This is a genomic window from Sulfurovum sp. UBA12169 (genome assembly GCA_002742845.1).
Classification (GTDB): Bacteria; Campylobacterota; Campylobacteria; order Campylobacterales; family Sulfurovaceae; genus Sulfurovum.
The window spans coordinates 505,686-519,686 of sequence record DLUH01000005.1 but is presented as its reverse complement, the minus strand read 5'-3'; the positions used below and the strand labels follow the sequence as shown (position 1 = coordinate 519,686).

The 14,001-nt window shown below is 40.3% G+C and carries 17 protein-coding genes and 2 tRNA genes; 14 read left to right on the top strand and 5 right to left on the bottom strand.

Going from position 1 to position 14,001, the window contains the following annotated elements:
* Positions 1 to 4 precede the first annotated feature (4 nt).
* Positions 5 to 892, bottom strand: a complete 888-nt coding sequence (locus CFH81_07675; protein DAB40079.1) for a deoxyribonuclease IV — start codon at positions 890 to 892, stop codon at positions 5 to 7.
* A complete protein-coding gene (locus tag CFH81_07670) occupies positions 889 to 1,344 on the bottom strand; it encodes a hypothetical protein (GenBank protein DAB40452.1) in 456 nt (151 codons plus the stop codon). The genes CFH81_07675 and CFH81_07670 overlap by 4 nt, the downstream gene beginning before the upstream one ends.
* Before the next feature lie 115 nt (positions 1,345 to 1,459).
* On the opposite strand from CFH81_07670, the gene CFH81_07665 reads away from it, so the two are divergent.
* The 14 genes from CFH81_07665 to CFH81_07600 all read left to right on the top strand — a co-directional run bounded on the left by CFH81_07665 (position 1,460) and on the right by CFH81_07600 (position 12,104).
* Positions 1,460 to 1,534: transfer RNA gene (locus tag CFH81_07665), tRNA-Glu, on the top strand.
* Positions 1,535 to 1,564: 30 nt separating this feature from the next.
* A tRNA-Glu gene (locus tag CFH81_07660) sits at positions 1,565 to 1,639 on the top strand.
* Between the two features lie 162 nt (positions 1,640 to 1,801).
* On the top strand, positions 1,802 to 2,593 hold the full coding sequence (locus CFH81_07655; GenBank protein ID DAB40078.1) for a molybdenum-dependent transcriptional regulator: 792 nt from the start codon (positions 1,802 to 1,804) through the stop codon (positions 2,591 to 2,593).
* Between the two features lie 80 nt (positions 2,594 to 2,673).
* Positions 2,674 to 4,185: a hypothetical protein gene (locus tag CFH81_07650; protein ID DAB40077.1), complete on the top strand. Its 1,512-nt coding sequence runs from the start codon at positions 2,674 to 2,676 to the stop codon at positions 4,183 to 4,185.
* 14 nt (positions 4,186 to 4,199) lie between these two features.
* Positions 4,200 to 4,961: a molybdate ABC transporter substrate-binding protein gene (gene modA, locus CFH81_07645; GenBank protein ID DAB40076.1), complete on the top strand. Its 762-nt coding sequence runs from the start codon at positions 4,200 to 4,202 to the stop codon at positions 4,959 to 4,961.
* Positions 4,962 to 4,971: 10 nt separating this feature from the next.
* Positions 4,972 to 5,715, top strand: a complete 744-nt coding sequence (gene modA, locus CFH81_07640; protein ID DAB40075.1) for a molybdate ABC transporter substrate-binding protein — start codon at positions 4,972 to 4,974, stop codon at positions 5,713 to 5,715.
* Positions 5,712 to 6,419, top strand: coding sequence for a molybdate ABC transporter substrate-binding protein (gene modA / locus CFH81_07635; protein ID DAB40074.1), 708 nt, complete (start codon positions 5,712 to 5,714; stop codon positions 6,417 to 6,419). The genes modA (CFH81_07640) and modA (CFH81_07635) overlap by 4 nt, the downstream gene beginning before the upstream one ends.
* Positions 6,420 to 6,422: 3 nt before the next feature.
* Positions 6,423 to 7,076: a molybdate ABC transporter permease subunit gene (modB, locus tag CFH81_07630; GenBank protein DAB40073.1), complete on the top strand. Its 654-nt coding sequence runs from the start codon at positions 6,423 to 6,425 to the stop codon at positions 7,074 to 7,076.
* 10 nt (positions 7,077 to 7,086) lie between these two features.
* On the top strand, positions 7,087 to 7,881 hold the full coding sequence (locus CFH81_07625) for a permease (protein ID DAB40072.1): 795 nt from the start codon (positions 7,087 to 7,089) through the stop codon (positions 7,879 to 7,881).
* A gap of 2 nt (positions 7,882 to 7,883) precedes the next feature.
* Positions 7,884 to 8,714 carry a ModD protein gene (modD, locus tag CFH81_07620; GenBank protein DAB40451.1) on the top strand — a complete coding sequence of 277 codons (831 nt, stop codon included), beginning with the start codon at positions 7,884 to 7,886 and terminating at the stop codon, positions 8,712 to 8,714.
* The gene (locus CFH81_07615) at positions 8,711 to 9,112 is read left to right on the top strand and encodes a molybdenum-pterin-binding protein (protein DAB40071.1); all 402 of its coding nucleotides are present in this window, start codon (positions 8,711 to 8,713) and stop codon (positions 9,110 to 9,112) included. The genes modD and CFH81_07615 overlap by 4 nt, the downstream gene beginning before the upstream one ends.
* Positions 9,109 to 9,792, top strand: a complete 684-nt coding sequence (gene modB / locus CFH81_07610; GenBank protein DAB40070.1) for a molybdate ABC transporter permease subunit — start codon at positions 9,109 to 9,111, stop codon at positions 9,790 to 9,792. The genes CFH81_07615 and modB (CFH81_07610) overlap by 4 nt, the downstream gene beginning before the upstream one ends.
* Positions 9,789 to 10,661, top strand: coding sequence for a molybdenum ABC transporter ATP-binding protein (locus CFH81_07605; GenBank protein ID DAB40069.1), 873 nt, complete (start codon positions 9,789 to 9,791; stop codon positions 10,659 to 10,661). Before modB (CFH81_07610) ends, CFH81_07605 begins: the two co-directional genes overlap by 4 nt.
* Positions 10,662 to 10,805: 144 nt before the next feature.
* Positions 10,806 to 12,104, top strand: coding sequence for a hypothetical protein (locus CFH81_07600; GenBank protein DAB40068.1), 1,299 nt, complete (start codon positions 10,806 to 10,808; stop codon positions 12,102 to 12,104).
* 70 nt (positions 12,105 to 12,174) lie between these two features.
* Here the strand turns inward: CFH81_07600 and CFH81_07595 are convergent, their stop codons facing one another.
* The 3 genes from CFH81_07595 to CFH81_07585 all read right to left on the bottom strand — a co-directional run bounded on the left by CFH81_07595 (position 12,175) and on the right by CFH81_07585 (position 13,963).
* Positions 12,175 to 12,822 carry a carbonic anhydrase gene (locus tag CFH81_07595; GenBank protein ID DAB40067.1) on the bottom strand — a complete coding sequence of 216 codons (648 nt, stop codon included), beginning with the start codon at positions 12,820 to 12,822 and terminating at the stop codon, positions 12,175 to 12,177.
* A 405-nt stretch (positions 12,823 to 13,227) separates the two neighbouring features.
* Positions 13,228 to 13,593 carry a hypothetical protein gene (locus CFH81_07590; GenBank protein DAB40066.1) on the bottom strand — a complete coding sequence of 122 codons (366 nt, stop codon included), beginning with the start codon at positions 13,591 to 13,593 and terminating at the stop codon, positions 13,228 to 13,230.
* A 64-nt stretch (positions 13,594 to 13,657) separates the two neighbouring features.
* Positions 13,658 to 13,963, bottom strand: coding sequence for a hypothetical protein (locus CFH81_07585; protein ID DAB40065.1), 306 nt, complete (start codon positions 13,961 to 13,963; stop codon positions 13,658 to 13,660).
* Positions 13,964 to 14,001: the final 38 nt, after the last annotated feature.

Genomic DNA, 14,001 nt, shown 5'->3' with positions numbered 1-14,001 from the left:
TATATTATTTGATCAGCGCATACAATCCTCTGATCTCCTCTGCCCAAAGAGATTCATCGATCGTTTCGAGTATCAAAGGAATGTCATCCATACGCGGATCATTCATAATCCATTCAAACGTATCCCAGCCAAGCTCCCCTTGGCCCAAAGAAGCATGCCTGTCCACTCTTGAGCCCAGTTTTGGCTTAGAGTCATTAAGATGCATACCGCTAAGAAATTTGAATCCAACAATGCGTTCAAATGCCTCCATTGTTTCATTATAGCTCTCTTTGGTGCGCAGATCATAGCCTGCCGTGAAGGTGTGACAGGTATCCAAACAGACCCCTACACGGCTTTTGTCATCAATTTTATCGATTAGATACCCCAACTGTTCAAACTTATACCCAAGATTGCTGCCTTGGCCGGCAGTATTTTCTATCACAAGCTTGACGCCGGAATCCTTGGTTGCCTCTATGGCCCTGTTCATTGATTCAGCTATCACGTCCAGGCAGGATTGTTCCGCATCTGCCAACAACGCATCATATAAAGGATCTTTTTTATTAATCTTTGTCAAATGCGAACCGGGGTGAAAATTGAGTTTGTCAAGCCCCAATATACCGCAGCGCTCCAGTTCATCGATAAATGCTTCGCGGGATTTTTCAAGCTTGTCGGCTTCAGGATGCCCCAGATTAATCAGATAACTGTCATGCGGAAGCACATGTTTGGGCAGAATGCCTGCGAGTTTTAGATTTTGATGAAAAGCATCAATATTTTCTTGCAGCAAAGATTTTGCTGCCCACTGTCTTTGGTTTTTTGTAAAAAGGGCAAAAGCTTTTGCCCCGATAGCTTTGGCATTTAAAGGAGCATTTTCTATCCCTCCGCTTATGCTGACGTGCGCGCCTACAAATTTCATTGTTTTTTCACCTTGATGAGTATTTGGTTGATTGTATCACGGAAAATAATTTCATCATTTAAAACACTATAAAAAATGTCATATTTTTTTGGACTTACGATTTTTTGCGTAAAGCCGTTACGATTTTTTTCTAATCCCGTCTGTTCAAAAATAGGTTTTCCGTGAAAAATATGCGCAAGGGTATCTTGAGGATAGTAGGCACTTAGTACTTTTTGATTGAATGTCTCTTTGGACATGCATTTCAAAAAACTCATACAAATTGTTTCTTTTAATATTTTAAGCGACATTAATGGTTGAGCATTACTGTAAATTTCTACTTTTGTTTCCTCTTTATTCTCGTAAATAAATCCCAAATCAGCATACTGAAATGCCGGTGTTTTAAAAATAATCAGGGCCGCATTTTGTTTTATATACTGTTTGGGTGCGCACGCGCCAAGAAAGAATATACCCATTATAAAAAATACAAAAGATACTATTTTCAATGTTTTTTCCTTTTTTGTTTAAATTTTCTCACTTTAAGAGTTTTTTAAGCGCTCAATTTATATAATTTCGTCCACAAGTTGTAATGGCCCCATCGTCTAGCGGTTAGGATCCATGGTTTTCATCCATGTTACCGGAGTTCGAGTCTCCGTGGGGTCACCATTTTAACTTGTTTTTTCTTTAAATAGTTTTGGCCCCATCGTCTAGCGGTTAGGATCCATGGTTTTCATCCATGTTACCGGAGTTCGAGTCTCCGTGGGGTCACCACTTACACTATTGTAAAAAAATCTTCTTTTTGCTATACTTTTTCAATCCATAAATTGATATACATACTTGATAAATGAAAAATTTGAATTGTTTTTTATCAATTGTATTTTTCGATATTCATTTATTTACTCCCCATACCGGATCAAAAAAGCAAGGGTATTCATGCATAACCATATCGACGGAAGACTTTGGATCAGCAAAGCCAAACAAAATTTTTTAGGCAGAGGGCGCATTGAACTGCTTGAACATATTCATCAAACGGGCTCCATCTCCGGCGCTGCCAAAATCATGAAAATGAGCTACAAAGCTGCCTGGGATGCCATCGATGCGATCAACAAACTCTCCGAAGAACCGCTAGTGGAACGCTCCACAGGAGGCAAAGGAGGCGGAGGCACACGCCTTACCCCTAAAGGACTAGAATACATCACCCTCTATAAAAAGATCGAGCATGCCCAGCATCTCTTTTTTGAAACACTCGAGCATTATACTGATGACAACGATAAGTTTTCCGCTTTTATCTCCAAACTGACTTTGCGAACCAGCGCAAGAAATCAGCTTCTGGGCACTGTTTTAGAAATCAAAACAAACAAAAATCAGGCAAAACTCATCATAAAGATAGACGACAAAACACAAGTTGCTGTTATAATCACCAAGCAGAGCCTTAAAGAGATGGATATCCAAAAAGGGGCCGCACTCTATGTTTTGCTTAAAGCCGCTTGGATCTCTTTATTTAAAACCAAACCGGCTGCCCCGGAAGAGACAAAAAACTATCTGAACGGGACAATTACATGCATTGAAGAAGATGAAGCACAAAGCGAAGTCACAGTCTTGCTTGAAGGAAAGCAGACGCTTATCGCATCTATCCCAACCGAAAATTTAAGAGAGCAGTCTTTAGCCCTAAAAGATAAAATCTGGGCTTCGTTTGATATTTCAAATGCATTATTAGCCATATAGATTAACTATACTGTACAAAAAATCATCAAAAGATCTTGAAATATTTTAAAAAATCGTTATGTTATAAGTTATATAACGATATGATTTTAAAAATGAGCAAAAAGGAGAGGATGATGTCAATTTTTAGATTTTGCCTCATTGTATCAATCCTCCTTCTGCACACAAAAATAGCCGATGCATCCGACCAAATTCCTAAACGTACACTCAAAACCAATATGACAGAAGTGTACAACCAGTTGCCTGGGTCTGCAGAAACTTTTACACAGATGTTTGAGAAAGGTATATTCTACGGAAGACTTCGTCTGAACAGCTTTAAATGGAATTGGGGAATACAAACCGATCAAAATCAAAACAACTGGGCAACCGCAATTGGCAGCAGCTTGATTTACAAAAGCGCCTATCTTGACGGTTTTGGTTTCACTGCGGGCCTTTACACCTCTTACAATCCTTTGCATATGGATGCAGAAGATGTCGGATTTGTCAAGTCAGGCAAAGATCTTTTTTCACGCTTCGAAGTGCTTCATGGAGGAAGGTTTGATTTGGCCACCTTTGCACAGTCGTATCTGGAATACAAAAACAAACAACTCTCCATCAAGGCGGGCCGCCAGATATTTGAGAGCTTTTTAACCGCAAGCAATGACACCAAAATGGTTCCCAATACCTTTGAAGGCATCACGCTACACTCTGGAAATATTCCTTTCCTATCCGTCAAAACAGCCTATCTTACGCGTCAAAAACTCAGAGATCATGAAACATTCCATCATCTTCTTGCTTACGGAGACAATCCGACAGTGCTGGGTGCCGGCTGGGCTGACAATGATGACAGTGCCATGCACCAAGGCCTGACCCTCTCCAAGCTCCAGGCAGAGGGGATCGATGACCGGCTTGTTATCTTCGAAGCCGCACATGCGGTAAACTCCGATCTCGAACTGATGTTTAACTATACTGCTGTGCCTGAACTGATCGCTTCAGCAACCATCAATGGAGCCTATACGTTTCATCTTAACAATAACGTAAACATCACTTCTTCACTACGATACATGCATCAAATGGACAAAGGGGCGGGCAAAATAGGCGGTGCAAATCTCGTCACAAATACCATCGGCTATGATGATCCAAATAGTCTTGACAGCGGTCTGTTTGGTGCAAAAATCGACCTGTTGCAAGGTGTATGGGATATCGGGTTAGGCTACACTCAGGTTCGAGACAAAGGAGACCTCATCGCCCCCTGGAGAAAATTTCCAACCAGCGGCTACACGAGACTCATGGGACAGTACAACATCTACGCAAACACCAAAACAACTGCAATAGACGGCAAATACGATTTTGGAAAAGCGGGGCTTATTTCGGGACTAAAAGCCAAAGCCGGCTACGCGATACAAAATTTTGATGACACAAAGCCGGGAGTGCAGGCAGACAGCAACGTGTTCACGATACATCTCATCAAGACATACAAATCCGCACCAAATCTTTCTACTAAAATAGGTATGGGGTTTAGTGACGGGAAAGACGATACGGTTGCCATGGACGGCTCACCTAAGGATGACCCTTCCTATAGGGACTTGAGATTTGAAATTAATTATCTGTTTTAATTCAAGGAGATCAAATGTTTAAAAAATTGTTACTGACAAGCATGCTGTTATGCACTATGTTGTCGGCAGACAAGATAACTGTATTTGCGGCAAGCGATTTGAAGTTTGCACTAGATGGTATTAAAAATTTGTTTTTAGTACAAAATCCGAAAGATCAGATCGAAATCATTTACGGTTCATCAGGAAAAGGGATGCGCCAGATAGAAAACGGTGCCCCCTATCATCTCTTTTTCTCTGCAAATATGGATTTTGTAGAGCAACTTTATGCAAAGGGGGATGTGGCTACAAAGCCAAAGCTTTATGCGGTTGGCAGGATTGTCATTTGGAGCAAACATAAAAACTTTCAACCGGAGCTCGGATTTGAAAATTTACAAGCTTCATGGGCTCAAAAAATTGCCATTGCAAACCCAACCCATGCGCCTTACGGTGAAAAAGCAAAGCAGGCGATGCAAAAAGCCGGTATCTATGATGACATCAAATCAAAGCTCGTGATGGGAGAAAATATCTCTCAGACAGCCGGATTTATAGCAAATGGCGCGGCAGATGCAGGTATCATCGCACTCTCCCTTGCATGTGCGCCGGCCATAGCAAACAGTGATCACAATGCCTATTATCTCATAGACGACAGGCTTCACGATCCGCTCACTCAAGGATACGGCATTACAAAAGCGGGGTCAAGCTTGCCGCTTGCAAGAAAATTTTATGATTTTATGGAAACCAAAGAGGCCATTGAGAGTATGAAAAAATATGGCTTTAGCGCGTCATCAAACAACTAGGAGAAAAACAATGAAAAAATCAATTCTATCATTCTTAATGCTTTGCTCCATAACTCTTTTTGCCGATCAACTAAACATTTTTGGAGCAACCGCAACCAAATATGCAATGGAAGAACTGCGAACTGAATTTTTAAAAAAAAGACAGGGCGATGAAATTAAATTTTATGCCGGCTCTTCCGGGAAAGCCTATACGCAATTTAACAGCGGCATGCGCTATGATATGTTCTTCTCTGCTGATTCTAAATACCCTGAACAAATCGTTGCCGACGGCAATGCCATCACCCCATCCACGGTGTACGCTATAGGCGTGTTGGCTTTTTATTCGCTGGATCAAAAACTGATCGATGAAGGGATCAAAACAGCAGCAACTGACAAAATAAAAAAGATCTCGATAGCAAATCCGAAAGTGGCTCCCTATGGAACAGCGGCCATGGAAGTACTCAAAAATGCTTCATTGCTTGAAGCTGTCCGACATAAAATTGTTCTGGGTGAGAATTTATCCCAGGCGATTCATTTTGTAGACAGCGGCGCTGCTGATATGGGACTTATTGCGTTTTCATTGCTAAAAGAAACAAATGCTCCCAAGGGGGTATACAAACTTGTAGACCAGTCGCTCTACGCCCCGCTTTATCAATCTTTTGTGCTCACGAAATATGCTAAAAATAAACCCTTGGCACAAGAGTTTGCACACTTTGTTCTTTCCGAAAAAGGTCAAGTCATTTTAGAAAAATATGGCTTCAGGAGAGCACAATGAGAACATTGTTTCTGCTTCTTGCCCTATCTGCCGGTTTAGCGGCAAATGAAATATACATAGCAAGTGTAGCGGGATACAAAAGAGCTATCAGTGAGCTTTCCGCTGTTTTTGAACAAAAAACACAAATTAAAGTCAATCAAATATACGGCAATATGCAGCAAATTTCCAAACAGATAAAATACAGTGACAAGATAGCGGTATTTGTTGGCGATGAAGATTTTATCAAGAAACTCAAAATAGATTATTCTCAAAAAATTGAACTTGGCATGGGATCTTTGGTGCTTGTTTTTTCAAAAAATCACCAAAACGTCTCCGATATTGAAGCGTTGTCGCTTGAGACAATCAAAAAAATAGGATTGCCAGATACCCAAAAAACCATATACGGAAAAGCTGCCGATGAATTTTTAAACCATGCGAATCTGCATCATACGCTCAAAAACAAATTGAATGTATTCCAGGCCGCCCCGCAAGTGAGCTCATATCTTGTAAGCGGTGACCTGGATGCCGGCTTTATTAACAAGAGTGACTATCTTGGCATAAAACAAAATGTGGGAAAAATGATTGAAATAGAAAAAAATCTCTACTCTCCCATTAAAATAATCGGTGTTGTGCTCAGCGGAAGACAAAGTCCCCAAACAGACGCTTTAATAGAATTTTTATCTTCGGATAAAGCCAAAAATATTTTAAACGAACAAGGGCTTTGATCGATGGAATGGCTCTATCAACCATCACTTTTATCTCTTAAAGTAAGCGTCGCCACGATTATATTGCACCTGTTTTTAGGGATCGGCATCGCCTACTATTTGAGCGGACGCAAAACTTTTATTAAATCTATTGTTGATATTTTCGTCACGATACCGATCGTTTTCCCTCCGATTGCTTTGGGGTTTTTTTTGCTCTTGCTCTTTGGCAAAAACGGGATCATAGGCCAACTGTTTGCCCGGTTTGATATAGAGATTATCTTTAGCATGACGGGCGTTTTGATAGCCTCTTTTGTGGCCGGATTGCCCTTGGTGGTAAAACCCGTTCAAGCCGCCATAGATGAACAGTCAAAAAGGTATGCAGAGGCTTCTTACACGCTTGGCAAAAGTAAGCTGTATACGCTTATTTTTGTCCTGCTGCCCAACATTAAAAAAGTAATTTTGGTCTCTGTCTTTTTAGGCTTTGGAAGATCACTCGGCGAGGTCGGTATCACCCTGATGCTCGGAGGCAACATCATAGGCAAAACCGATACGATCTCTTTAGCTATCTACAACTACTCTTTTAGCGGGGAGATCGATAAGGCGATCGTATTGTCGCTTCTTTTGGGTGTGATTTCTATCGGCCTCTTTTTGGGGCTTAGAAAATTTGCTTATCTTTAGGAGATACTTTTTGAAAAATTTTTATAGTTTTATCAGCGGCGCAGCTATTGGGTCTTTGGGCGGGCTTATAGGTTTAGGCGGTGCAGAATTTAGGCTGCCTTTGCTTAATATTGTTTTTAAATTTGATTTAAAAAGCGCTATAGTTATAAACCTTGCCATTTCTTTGGTAACCGTTGCTTTTTCATTGATTTTCAGGGCCTTTGAAGTTGACATTTTGTCAGTTTGGACCCATGTTTTTATTGTTTTAAATATCCTGATGGGGTCACTTTATGGCTCTTATGTTGGAGCCAATTTGGTTTCAAGGGTCGACGAGGCAATGCTTAAGAAAATAGTTTTTGTCTTTTTATTGTTTCTTGGTATTGTTTTAATGCTCCATTCTTGCCTCGAGAGCGACTTTAAACTTGGATTTTCACCGCCGATACGCTTTCTTTTAAGCGTCGTTTGCGGGTATTTTATAGGACTTGTGAGCAGTATGCTTGGGGTTGCCGGGGGCGAGCTGATCATTCCTGCTATCGTATTAATATACGGTGTTGACATAAAACTGGCCGGAAGCTTAAGCCTGCTTATCAGTATCCCCACACTGCTGGTATCGCTTTACAAATACCATAAGAAATTAGGTCTTGATCCAATAGCGAACAACAAAGATTTTGCACTGTGTATGGCCGGAGGTTCCATCATCGGTGCATTTCTGGGAGTACTCCTGCTGGGACATGCAAATGGTTTATTTATAGAGCTGTTTTTAGGGTGTTTGCTGATTGTGTCGGCTTTTAAAATGTTATTAATTAAAAAAAGGAGCATAAAATGAATATAGAAAATTTAATGAATGAAGACATACAGATATTTGATGCCACCACCTATGGTTTAGATATAGGAGAGCATAAAGGCAAAATGGAATGTATCGCCCGTGACGACATGATCATTTGCGGCCTGGACTATGTGACCCAAATTTTAAATAAACTCTCTATCGAATTTATACTGCATGCAAAAGACGGGGATTTTGTCGTAAAAAACAGCTTGATTTTAGAGTGCGCCTCAAATGCACAAAACCTTCATTATGCATGGAAAATATCCCAAAATTTATTGGAGTATTTAAGCGGCATTGCTACCTATACGCACCATATGCTCCTTCATGCAAGAAAAGCAAACCCAAACATCACCGTTGCAACCACAAGAAAAAACTTCCCCAATACCAAAGAGATGATGATCAAAGCGGTTTTGGCAGGGGGAGGATCTGTTCACAGACTGGGCGTGTATGATTCTATTTTGATTTTTAAACAGCATTTGATTTTTTTGGAAGAGAAACAAAAACTTGAAGCACATTTCAAACAGCTCAAAACAAAATTTATTGAAAAAAAAGTGGCCGTAGAAGTGGATACCTATGAAGAAGCACGCTATTTTGCCTCTTTGGGAGCAGACATTTTGCAGTGCGAAAAAATGGATTTTGATACTCTCAAAAAATGTGTATCGCTCAAATCCCAATACCCGCATCTGCTGCTCTCTGCAACAGGCGGCATCACTGTGCAAAACGCCTATGCATATGCACAGTGCGGGGTTGATTTTCTGGTCACCTCATCCCCGTATCATGCCAAACCGCTGGATATCCAAATAAAAATTTCCAAACAGGAAGATAACCAATGAATGTATTGCACGGCAAAATCAAACAAATACAAACCGTCAACGAGCTATCAAAAATAGAAATTGATCTTAAAGGTCATACCTTTGTCTCTCTCGTCATCGATATAGACTCTTTTGGCGATATCGCCATCGGCAAAGAGATCAAAGTGCTTTTCAAAGAAGCCGAAGTCATTATCGGGACAAATGAATCTATCGTAAGCGCCAGCAATGCTTTTGTCTCTACGGTAAAAAAGATCAATCAAGGCGAGATTCTCAGCGAAGTCTTTTTTGATTTTGAAGGAAACGATATCATATCGATTATCACCGCCTCGTCACTTCAAAGACTTCAAATTCAAACCGGCAAAGAGTTTTTATGGTTTGTCAAAGCAAACGAGGTAACCCTCCAAAAAGGCACCAAATGATAGAAGAAAGCTTTATGCAGACCATGTCGCTTACTTTCAAACTGGCAGGCGTGACAACTTTGTTTCTGCTGATGATAGGAATACCGCTTGGATACTACCTGGCTACTACAAAAAACAGATTCAAGCCGGTATTTGAAGCTGTGGTTTCTATGCCCTTAGTACTGCCTCCCAGTGTACTTGGATTTTATATGCTTGTTTTTTTCAGCCCCAAAAATGCCTTTGGGCAATGGCTGGATGAATCATTGGGCCTGAGATTGGTCTTCAGCTTTGAAGGCCTTGTGGTCGCTTCTATTCTCTTTTCGCTCCCTTTTATGGTGCATCCTATACAAAGCGGATTTTCCGCATTGCCCAAAAATCTTGCACAAGCCGCTTACACGTTAGGCAAAAGCAAAATCAATGTTCTTTTTCGAGCGCTGCTGCCCAACATTCGCCCCTCACTTCTTACAGGCATTGTCATCTCCTTTGCCCACACCGTAGGTGAATTTGGTGTAGTTTTGATGATGGGGGGCAATATTTCAGGAGAAACAAGGGTGGCAAGTATTGCCATTTATGATGAAGTAGAATCATTAAATTATAGCGCTGCAAATCACTATGCGCTTACGCTTTTTATCATCTCTTTTGCTATTTTGCTTTTTGTCTATGCAATCAATAAACACTTTCTAAAGGCCGAACTATCATGAATGAACTCATACTTTCAAAAGATTTAAGAGGTGCGGACGGAATTATTCCGCTCGAGATCAACACCAAGCTCAATCACGGCGAACTTACCGTTCTTTTTGGAAAAAGCGGAGCAGGCAAAAGTACTATCTTGAAAATGATTGCAGGGCTGCTTGAGCCAACCGGCGGTAAAATAGTAATAGGCGATGAAGTTTGGTACGACAGCAGCAAAAAAATCAACCTTCCTCCGCAAAAAAGAAAAGTCGGTTTTGTTTTTCAAGATTATGCCCTCTTCCCCAATATGAGTGTCAGACAAAATCTCCTTTATGCGCTTGAAGACAAGAAAAAAACATTTAAAGCGGATGAGATACTTGAAATTACCGAGTTAACAAATCTAGCGAATGAAAAACCGGATTCTCTTTCCGGAGGCCAAAAACAAAGAGTAGCGCTTGCAAGAGCATTGGTGAGAGAGCCAAAAATACTTCTTCTTGACGAGCCTCTTTCGGCCCTTGATTTTGTGATGAGAGCCAAACTCCAAGATGAACTGCTTAAAATCCAAAGATATTTTAATCTCACTACCATTTTAGTCAGTCACGATATAAGCGAAGTCTACAAGTTGGCAAATTTTGTCCTGGAGCTTGCAGAAGGAAAAGTGCTCAGAAAAGGAACGCCAAACGATATATTCGGCGGAAGCAGGATAAGCGGCAAGTTCAAATTTACGGGTGAAATTGTAGATATCGCTCAAAGCGATATCATTTTTATCGTGAGTATTTTGGTGGGACAGGATGTGGTGAAGGTGGTCTCGACAAAAGAGGAGATTGAAGATTTAAGGATAGGACAAAGGGTTACTCTGTCATCAAAAGCATTCAATCCGATCATTACCCCCATTTAAAAGACACAAAAAGATCCCGTATATTCGTTATATATAAAAATATATAAAGTTTTAACGTGTTAAAATTTGAAATTAAAACTTATTGTTTTATTGAGCGTTATATATATTTTTATATACCACTGGCCGTAAAAAAAAAGGAACCGCATGAAACAAACCAAACTGCCGCTTTTGGCCCTACTTTTATCTCAAAGCTTTCTTTGTGCGGATTTGCAATTTGACGGAGAGATAAGACTTAGATTTGAGTATTTTAACCATATGAATGAAAAATACTATGGTGCCGCTCCAAAATTGGGTGAAAGCGAAGACGGTTATTTGTTCACAAGATTAAGACTGGGAATGACATATCTATTTGATGAACACTGGACAGCCAGACTCTCTATGCAGGATTCAAGAGTCCTAGGGTGGGGTTTTGATGATCAAGATTGGTACAACAAAGAGTTTATGCAAGAGCATAATCCGCAAAAAGATACCCTTGAGCTTTACGAAACGTATCTTCACTATGCAGCCTCCCATTTAACAGTCAAAGCGGGTCGTCAGAAAATTACCTACGGAGACGGCAGGGTATTTGGTCCCGGGGAATGGAAAAATTCAGGAAAATGGATATGGGATGCGGTTAAGGTTTCTTTTAAAGATGAGGGTAATTTTTTAGACTTTTTTTACGGCGGCACGATACTTCATGACCCTGATGAGTTTAGTTTGGATCATCGCCACGGATATTATGGGGGCGGGATGTACGGACACTATGCCTATGGAAAAACCGGTGCTATCGAGCCGATATTTGCTTACAAAGAAAACAAAACAGGCAATGAAAATTATCAGTCACTCCGAAATTACTATGCGGGTGTAAGAATATACGATACAGACTTTTATGGATATTTCTACGACATGACCTGTCTCAAATCTTTTGGAGAATACACGGATCTTAGTGCAATTGCTACGGATATCGACGGTTTTGGTTTTCATCTAGACGGCGGATATCGTTTTGAAGGCCTCTCTACAAAACTTGGGCTAGGCTACACCTATGCAAGCGGAGATGATCCTGCCACAGCTGATCGCGAAACTTTTGATTCCGCCTTTGGAGCAAGCGACGTGTACTACGGGAGGCTCAATTTGATGTCCTGGTCAAATCTCAAAGATTACGAACTTTTTGCGATCATAGAACCATTGCCAAAAACCAATATCAAACTCGAATACCATGCCTTTTATGCCGATGAACCCGCCAATAAATGGATGAGCTACACGATTCCCTCCATCCAGTCTGATAAATACGGAGATGAGATCGACATCGTTGCAGCGTACCAATACAGTCCGTCCATTCATCTTCTTGCCGGCATAGGGTATTTTAAAAGCGGAGATTATATTAAAGAAGCGAGCCGGAGCAATGCATCTATCACTGATGACGATGCTTATGGACTTTTTACCCAAATTTCCTATAGATTCTAATCTTTTGGTCAAGCGTCAAAAGATTTTTTATCCCCAAAACTCTTTAAAATACGTGTCTTCCCTTCCCGGGCTACTCCGAAGCTTCATTCAGAGATCTAAACTCACACTCATCGGGGTCATAATATTCTATGGCCCCTGTTTGGATATCATACATCCAGCCATGGATATGCAGCTCTCCTCTGTCGACTTTTTTCTTTACATAAGGATAGGTAAGCAGATTTTCTATCTGTGAAATGACGGAAAATTTTTCCGTCAATTTTCTCAACTCCTCTTCGTGGGCATCTTTTCCAAGCGCCAAAATAGCCAGAGACTTTGCTTTATTGCCAAGCGTCAGCCATTTTTTCGTATGGATAAACGGTTTGTCCTCCATGTCCTTGTAAAGCGCTGCGATAGCGCCGCAATGCGTATGCCCGCATATGATGATCTCTGAAACTTCAAGCTCTGTGACTGCATACTCTATCCCTGCCGCCGTTGAGTGATAATCTTCATCAGGCTTATAGGGAGCCACGAAATTGCCGACATTTCTAATCACAAAAAGATCGCCCGGATTTGTTTGAATGATAAGGTCGGGAACCACCCTCGAATCAGAACAGCCGATAAACAATGCTTTGGGATTTTGTCCGTTTTTGACCAACTCGAGCAATTGCGTCTCGTGTTTTTTAAAGTAGCTGTTTGCAAACATTTCATTGCCTTCGAGCAATACACTTTTTTCAAACATTCTGTTTCCTTTATTTTGTATTATAAAAAGCTGCAGAATTTTAGGATTTTTCATAAAATATGGCTGTTTTTAAACGTATGATTGTATCGCTAGAACGATAAATAAAAGATTATATCTATTTTAAAAAAATAAACCCAAACGGTACGTTTTTTATAAATTCTCTTTTGCCATACATTATGCTACAATGCATCTCAAAAAGACAGAGAAGCATGATAGCAAACATCATCGGCATCATAGGCGTAAGTATCGTTGTAAGCACTTATTTTTTACTCCAAATCCAAAAGATGGACGCAAAAGGGTTTTGGTACTCTTTTTTAAATGCATTTGGCTCTATACTGATCGCGTATTCTCTTATGCACAATTGGAATCTGGCCTCTTTTGTCATAGAATTTTTTTGGATAACCATCAGCCTATACGGTATTTACCAATGGCGTAAAAACAAATCCCGCAAGTAAAGAAAGCCAACGTTAACATTTGGTTAAGCTTGAAAAAGTAAGATGTTTTTAGAGTTTGAGATTGAAGGCTATCCTTCTCTTCCTCCCTTTTTGGCCCGAAACTCAAACTCTTGCAGCATTTACCGTCCTCTCTGCCGTCACCAAGACATCTTGTCGGGCAGGCAAAGGCAACTATCTGGGCAATCCTGTAAAAATCATACGCTACCTCAATGTTCTCTCTATCATCAAACTCAAAGCAGTTAAAATTTGCAACTGCTTTTGTATCGTCATAGATAAAATGATTCTTTCTGACCTTAAAAGAATTACCAAAACGCAAACGAGTCAAAACAATTATTATCGCCCGTCCTCTTATTTTCTGATGAGAGTAACTTTTTCTGCACTTACTTTGTTAAAGCCTTGATGGCTTTATCCTGTTCTTCCATCCATTTGTTGCTCTCCTGTACCGACCTCTTTGCTGACTCCCGCGCATTGACACGACTATTTAGATAAGTATCAGGATTTTGTATTGTATTGGCTATATTAAGCGCCTCGACACGACTGTCGTAGGTATTTTTAGGACTATCAAGATCCGTTTTTTTAAGGCTTTCTATAGTATTTGCATAATTTTCTTGTGTCTCTTTTCCGCAAGTTTTAAATAAAAAAATACTTAATAACGTAATGACAATAAGGATGCCGCTATTTTTCATGTGCCACTCTACTATGTCTTATTTATAAAACTTTTCAA

Coding starts and splice junctions, on each gene's coding strand:
- CFH81_07595 (DAB40067.1), bottom strand. CDS start 12,822: ATGTTTGAAAAAAGTGTATTGCTCGAAGGCAATGAAATGTTTGCAAAC.
- CFH81_07655 (DAB40078.1), top strand. CDS start 1,802: ATGCATAACCATATCGACGGAAGACTTTGGATCAGCAAAGCCAAACAA.
- modB (DAB40073.1), top strand. CDS start 6,423: ATGGAATGGCTCTATCAACCATCACTTTTATCTCTTAAAGTAAGCGTC.
- CFH81_07605 (DAB40069.1), top strand. CDS start 9,789: ATGAATGAACTCATACTTTCAAAAGATTTAAGAGGTGCGGACGGAATT.
- CFH81_07585 (DAB40065.1), bottom strand. CDS start 13,963: ATGAAAAATAGCGGCATCCTTATTGTCATTACGTTATTAAGTATTTTT.
- modA (DAB40074.1), top strand. CDS start 5,712: ATGAGAACATTGTTTCTGCTTCTTGCCCTATCTGCCGGTTTAGCGGCA.
- modB (DAB40070.1), top strand. CDS start 9,109: ATGATAGAAGAAAGCTTTATGCAGACCATGTCGCTTACTTTCAAACTG.
- CFH81_07615 (DAB40071.1), top strand. CDS start 8,711: ATGAATGTATTGCACGGCAAAATCAAACAAATACAAACCGTCAACGAG.
- CFH81_07650 (DAB40077.1), top strand. CDS start 2,674: ATGATTTTAAAAATGAGCAAAAAGGAGAGGATGATGTCAATTTTTAGA.
- modA (DAB40076.1), top strand. CDS start 4,200: ATGTTTAAAAAATTGTTACTGACAAGCATGCTGTTATGCACTATGTTG.
- CFH81_07670 (DAB40452.1), bottom strand. CDS start 1,344: ATGGGTATATTCTTTCTTGGCGCGTGCGCACCCAAACAGTATATAAAA.
- CFH81_07675 (DAB40079.1), bottom strand. CDS start 892: ATGAAATTTGTAGGCGCGCACGTCAGCATAAGCGGAGGGATAGAAAAT.
- modA (DAB40075.1), top strand. CDS start 4,972: ATGAAAAAATCAATTCTATCATTCTTAATGCTTTGCTCCATAACTCTT.
- CFH81_07600 (DAB40068.1), top strand. CDS start 10,806: ATGAAACAAACCAAACTGCCGCTTTTGGCCCTACTTTTATCTCAAAGC.